Raw genomic sequence first — 5,655 nt, forward strand, 5'->3', positions numbered from 1 at the left:
GCCGAGCGGATGCGCGGCGATGGTGCGACCGTGGTCCACATGGCGGTCGACGGCGCCCTTGCGGGGCTGTTCGCGATTGCCGATCCGGTCAAGGCCTCGACGCCGGATGCGCTGAAAGCGCTTGCCGCCGAGGGCATCAAGGTGATCATGCTGACGGGCGACAACCGCACCACGGCCGCCGCCGTGGCGCGCAAGCTTGGCATCGCCGATGTCGAGGCCGAAGTGTTGCCCGATCAGAAGAGCGCCGTGGTCGCCAGACTCCGCGCGGCCGGCAGGATCGTCGCGATGGCGGGCGACGGCGTCAACGACGCGCCGGCGCTCGCGGCCGCCGAGGTCGGCATCGCGATGGGCACCGGCACCGATGTCGCAATGGAAAGCGCGGGCATCACATTGTTGCGAGGTGACCTCGGCGGCATCGTCCGCGCCCGAAGATTGTCACAGGCGACCATGGGCAACATTCGCCAGAACCTGTTCCTGGCGTTCATCTACAACACCGCCGGCGTGCCGATCGCGGCTGGAATTCTCTATCCCGCCTTCGGCGTCCTGCTGTCGCCGATCATCGCCGCCGCCGCGATGTCGCTGTCGTCGGTCAGTGTGGTCGGCAATGCGTTACGACTGCGCGCGGCGAGGTTGTAGGGAGGACGGCGCGTCGTCTATAATCGCGGAGACGTGCAGCATCGTAAGGGGCGTTTCCGTGGGCTTCGTTCGCGCTGTGCGACTCCTGTGTCTCGGCGTTGCAGTCGTCGTTGGAGCGCCGGCATCGGGTGCGGGCGCTGACGAGATCGACCCGCCGCCACAGACGTTGACCGCCGAGCATCTCGCCCGCGTCATCGACCCGCTGATGAACGACTGGGTCGAGCAGCGCAAGGGGCCAGGCGCGCTGGTGGTCGTGGTCAGGCATGACGGCCTCGTATTCGCGAAGGGCTACGGCTCGCAGGACATTGCCGCGAACAAGCCGTTCACGGCGGACCAGACTCTGGTGCGGCCGGGATCGATCTCGAAACTGTTCACCGGCATTGCCGTGATGCAGCTCGTCGACGCCGGCAAGCTCGAGCTCGATCGCGATGTCAATGATTACCTTGATTTCTCCATACCGACGCCGGCGGGCGGTGTGCCCGTCACCCTGCGCCGGCTGATGACCCATCGTGCCGGTTTCGAGGAACACGTGAAGGGATTGTTCGCGCGCAATCCCGAACCGGCGCCGCTCGGCGCGTGGCTGAAGGAAAATCTGCCGCTTCGTCTGTTTCCTAAAGGCGACATCGCGGCCTATTCCAACTACGGTTTTGCCCTGGTCGGCTACATCGTCGAACGGGTGTCGGGCGAGCCGTTTGCCTCCTATGTCAAGGCGCACATCCTCGATCCGCTCGGCATGAGTCATTCGACCTTCCAGCAGCCGTTGCCCGCGGACCTCGCACCGCTGATGGCCAAGGCCTATATCGCGTCGGACAAACCGGAGCGCGCGGCATTCGAGATCGTGCTTGCCCCGGCCGGCGCGCTTTCGGCGACCGGCACCGACATGGCGCGCTTCCTTCGGGCCCTCTTGAATGGGGGCGAGCTCGACGGCGTTCGCATCCTTGCCAAGTCGCGGCTCGACGAAATGATGGCGCCTCAGGACGCGACGCCCGCGGGCTTTCTCGGCCTGGTGTTCTTCGGCAAGAAGATCAGGGGCCATGATGCCCTCGGCCACGATGGCGCCACCCAGAGCTTCTTCAGCGAGCTCGAAATCTTTCCCGGACAGGATCTGGGCATCTTCGTCTGCCGTGACGGCATCGGCGAGATCAAGTCGATCGGCGATCTGAGCCGGCAGCCCGACCCCGTGAACGCGATCGTAAGGCGCTTTCTACCTGAGGTCCCGGAGCCGACGGCCAGGCCACATCCCGGCGCCGACGAATCATCAATCGCGGGCGTTTATCGTTCCGGACGACGCGCGGAATCCACCTTCCTGCGGTTCAACGATCTGCTCAACGAACGCCTGGTTCGGATCGATGCTGCGGGAGACATGAGACTGCATCCCGCCATCTGGCCGTTCGGCCAGGGAACACGATTCAGGCACATCGATCACGATCTCTATGAGGGGCCGAGAAGCTCGCGCCTCGTCTACGTCGACGACGAGTCCGCCATGGTACAACCGGGCGGCCGCCTGCAACGCGCTCCCTGGTGGCTCGACGTGCGATGGATCGCGCTTGCATTCGTGGCGAGCGCCATCGTCATCCTGACGACGCTCTTGGGCTGGCCGCCGGCGGCGCTCTACCGGCGCTGGCGCAAACGGCGTTGGAGCGAGGATCGCACCGAGCGGCGCCAATATCTCGCCATGCGCCTGCTTCTGCTTGCCGATGCCATCGTGATCACTGCGATGGTGGTGCTCTTGGTCATGAGCGGCAACTTGACCATCTTCAACGCCGAATTGGACCCCTGGCTGCTCGCGCTCTACGCGCTCGCGTGGCTCGGTGTTCTCGGCGCGGCTCCGATGCTTTGGATCGCGATCCAGTCCTGGCGCGGCCATGTCGGCGGGCGATGGTCGCGCATCCATCATTCATTGATCGCGGCGAGCGGCGTGTTCCTCGCCTGGTTCTTCGTCGTCCTCCGGATCGCCGGGACCACGCTGAACTATTGAAGCCGGCGAGAGCCCTCGCGGATGCGTGAAACCGTCGCGGCCCTTGCCGACGCCAGACCGGGCGGCTACCTCTCCTGAACGCTTTTCGCGAAAGGTAAGACCATGCTGGATGCCGCCCTCAAGGCGCTGTCGCAAATACTGTCGCCGCCGATGCGCTCGATCCTGTGGCGTTCGATCGGCCTCGCGCTGGTCCTGATCACGGTGCTCGCGATCGGCCTGCAGCGCCTGTTGAGCTGGCTTGCGACCTCTGGCGAGGGCTGGGCTGAGGCGGTGCTCGGGCCCGGCTTCCATACCCCGCTCGACGTGCTCGCCTGGATCATCTCGATCGCGGCCGGCTTCGGCGTGGTGCTCGGCGGCATCTTCCTGATGCCCGCGATCACCTCGCTGATCGCGAGCCTGTTCGTCGACGAGATCGGAGAGCTGGTCGAGCACGAATATTATCCGGCCGAACATCCCGGGGTGGCACTGCCGATCAGTCTCGCGGCCACCGAAGGCATCAAGACCGCACTGCTGACGATCCTGGTCTACCTGATCGCGCTGCCCTTCGTGTTCGTGGCTGGCGCAGGTTTCATCGCCTTCTTCATCGCGACCGCCTGGCTGCTCGGCAAGCAGTATTTCGAGTTCGCTGCCATGCGTTTCCGTCCGGCGCCGGAAGCCAAGCTGATGCGGCGCGACAATGCGGCAACCGTCTTCACCGCCGGCATGCTGATCGCAGCCTTCGTCTCCATCCCCGTCGTCAACCTGGCGACGCCGTTGTTCGGCATGGCGCTGATGGTCCATCTGCACAAGCGGCTGTCGGGATCGCGGCCGGAGCTGATCGACCCAAGACGGCGCCCCAACGTGCCTACCGTCTAGGATCAAGCCCGTCCCGCGCCAGCGGCACCAGGAACAGGCCGATCAGCGCAAAGCAGGCGAGCATCGCCCAGGCTTCGTTCACGCTCAGCGCCAGCGCCGCGCGCTCCACGAACGGACGAACATGGGCGATCGCTGCCTCATCCGGCACAGCCGACCAGCGGCTGATGAAGAGTTCCGGATCGAACCCGATCGCAATGGCCGCCGTGACGTCGCCGGCCATCAGGCGGTCGCGGATCTGCTCGCCGAAAATGACGCTATGGCCGTAGAGGATGGTATCGATCAGCGCGATGCCGATGGCGCCGCCGAGATTGCGCATCAAATTGAACAGCCCGCTGGCGTCCGCGACCTCGCCTGCCGGGAGCCTGCCGAGCGCGATCCGGGTCGGCGGCAGGAGGCAGAACATGATGGCGACGCCACGAATGATCTGCGGCCACAGCATCTCCTCGAAATCCGCCGTGCGTGGCTGGAAATAACTCAAACCGAGCCCGAACGCGAACAGCGCGAAACCGGCCGCTGTCAGCGGACGCGCGCCGATCCGGCTTTCGAGCGCCGTCGCCACCGGCGCGGCGATGAGCTGCGCGATGCCGGTCACCAGCATGATGCTGCCGATCTCGAAAGCGTCGTGACGGCGAACGAAGCCGAGGAAGACCGGCATCAGATAGACCGAGCCGAACAGCCCGACGCCGAGGCAGAAACTCAGCGCACAACCGACCACGAAAGAGCGCCGGTGCAAGGCCTGGAGCTGCACCACCGGATGGTCTGCCCCGCACAGTCGCCGGACGAACGCGGCGATGCCGCCGGCGCTGACCACGAGCAGACCGACACACGACCAGGACAGCCAGCCGCGCTGCGGTGCCTGCTTCAGCCCGATCTCGAGGCAGGCGAGCGCGACTGCCATCAGCACCAGCGCGCGCGCATCGAGCTTGGCCAGCTCGCAGAAATCCGTGCGCTGGCGCGGCAGCAGCGACGGCGTCAGCGTTGCCGCGACCAGGCCGGGGATCACGTTGATCAGAAACAGCCACGGCCAAGACCAGGTGTCGGTAATGAAGCCGCCGACCACCGGCCCGATGGTCGGCGCCAGCACCGCGACGATGCCGCCGATGGTCGTGGCCGCCGCATGCAGCCGCGGCGGAAACAGCAGGAAAACCGCCGAGAACACCGCGGGAATCAGCACGCCGCCGGAAAATCCCTGTACGATCCGGAAGATCAGCAGCACGCCAAAACCACCGCTCAGCGCGCAGCCGACCGACGCCAGCGTGAAGGCCGAGACCGCGGAGACGAACAGCCAGCGCAGGGTGAGAACGCGTGTCAACAGCCCGGTCAGGGGAATCGCGATCACTTCGGCGATCAGATAGGCGGTCTGGATCCAGCTCATCTCGTCCGGCGAGATCTGAAGCGCCTGCTGGATCGTCGGGAGCGACGTCGCCACGACCTGGATGTCGAGGATGGCCATGAACATGCCGAGGCACATCAGCAGGAAGGCCGCCCAGGTCCCGACGTCGGGACGGTCCTTCCAGCCGGTCTCGACGAGCGTGCTCATGAAACGGCGGGCACCAGCGGTTCGACGGCCTCGCTCAATGCGCGTGTCTCGACGCGAAGACGGATCGCCAACACCGCTGCATTCAGAAGCGAGAACACCAGCGCCAACCATGGAAGGTGCAGCGCGAGTGGCAGGACCGCGATCTCGGCGGCCACCACCACGTAGTTCGGATGCGAAATGTAGCGATATGGACCAGCCGCCACCAGCGGCGCGCCGGGCAGGATGATAATGCGCGTGGTCCAGCGCGCCCCCAGCGTCGCCAGGATCCAGACCCGCAAGCCCTGCAGCAGAACGAACACGCCGAGGCCGATCAGGTTTACGTCCTGATCGCGGCCAAACACCCAGAGCGCCGCGAGCCAGGCCGTATGGACCGCGACGATCAGCGGGTAATGGCTCGCGCCCATTTCGATCGCGCCGCGCGCCTTCAGCCTGGCGGTGTTGTGGTGAGCCAGGACCAGCTCGCCCAGCCGCTGCAGCGTCACCAGGACGAGGATGATGGCCGCGAAGCTCACGCGGCGTGCCGCAGCGCGACGCAGCTCGCCGTGAAGCCCGGTCCGAGCGCGGTCAGGAGCGACCGCGGCGGCAGGCCCTGCGCACGGGCGCGCTCCAGCACGAACAGCACGGTCGGCGCGGACATGTTGCCGTA

The 5,655-nt window shown here is 66.0% G+C and carries 5 protein-coding genes and 1 pseudogene; 3 read left to right on the forward strand and 3 right to left on the reverse strand.

The window, feature by feature from the left end; all coding sequences use genetic code 11:
- The 3 genes from JOY90_RS01800 to JOY90_RS01810 form a co-directional block, all read left to right on the forward strand.
- Positions 1–636 (forward strand): HAD-IC family P-type ATPase (locus JOY90_RS01800; protein ID WP_291689462.1); only part of this gene is annotated, 636 nt, incomplete at its 5' end.
- Positions 605–2,614, forward strand: a complete 2,010-nt coding sequence (locus tag JOY90_RS01805) for a serine hydrolase (protein WP_291689463.1) — start codon at positions 605–607, stop codon at positions 2,612–2,614. The genes JOY90_RS01800 and JOY90_RS01805, both read left to right, overlap by 32 nt.
- A gap of 102 nt (positions 2,615–2,716) precedes the next feature.
- Positions 2,717–3,469 (forward strand): sulfate transporter family protein, encoded by a 753-nt coding sequence (locus JOY90_RS01810; RefSeq protein WP_291689464.1) that lies wholly within the window; start codon positions 2,717–2,719, stop codon positions 3,467–3,469.
- Here JOY90_RS01810 and JOY90_RS01815 read toward each other — a convergent pair.
- From JOY90_RS01815 to JOY90_RS01825, 3 genes and pseudogenes are all read right to left on the reverse strand, one after another.
- Positions 3,459–5,009: a DHA2 family efflux MFS transporter permease subunit gene (locus JOY90_RS01815; protein WP_291689465.1), complete on the reverse strand. Its 1,551-nt coding sequence runs from the start codon at positions 5,007–5,009 to the stop codon at positions 3,459–3,461. The genes JOY90_RS01810 and JOY90_RS01815 overlap by 11 nt on opposite strands.
- Positions 5,006–5,521 carry an isoprenylcysteine carboxylmethyltransferase family protein gene (locus JOY90_RS01820; RefSeq protein WP_291689466.1) on the reverse strand — a complete coding sequence of 172 codons (516 nt, stop codon included), beginning with the start codon at positions 5,519–5,521 and terminating at the stop codon, positions 5,006–5,008. Before JOY90_RS01820 ends, JOY90_RS01815 begins: the two co-directional genes overlap by 4 nt.
- A pseudogene (locus JOY90_RS01825) lies at positions 5,518–5,655 on the reverse strand (type III polyketide synthase); the annotation flags it as partial. The gene JOY90_RS01820 and the pseudogene JOY90_RS01825, both read right to left, overlap by 4 nt.

The organism is Bradyrhizobium sp., from assembly GCF_019242285.1.
GTDB lineage: Bacteria > Pseudomonadota > Alphaproteobacteria > Rhizobiales > Xanthobacteraceae > Bradyrhizobium.

Excerpts from the sequence above, each read along its gene's own strand:
- JOY90_RS01815 (WP_291689465.1), bottom strand. The coding sequence starts at position 5,009 with ATGAGCACGCTCGTCGAGACCGGCTGGAAGGACCGTCCCGACGTCGGG.
- JOY90_RS01810 (WP_291689464.1), top strand. The coding sequence starts at position 2,717 with ATGCTGGATGCCGCCCTCAAGGCGCTGTCGCAAATACTGTCGCCGCCG.
- JOY90_RS01805 (WP_291689463.1), top strand. The coding sequence starts at position 605 with ATGCGTTACGACTGCGCGCGGCGAGGTTGTAGGGAGGACGGCGCGTCG.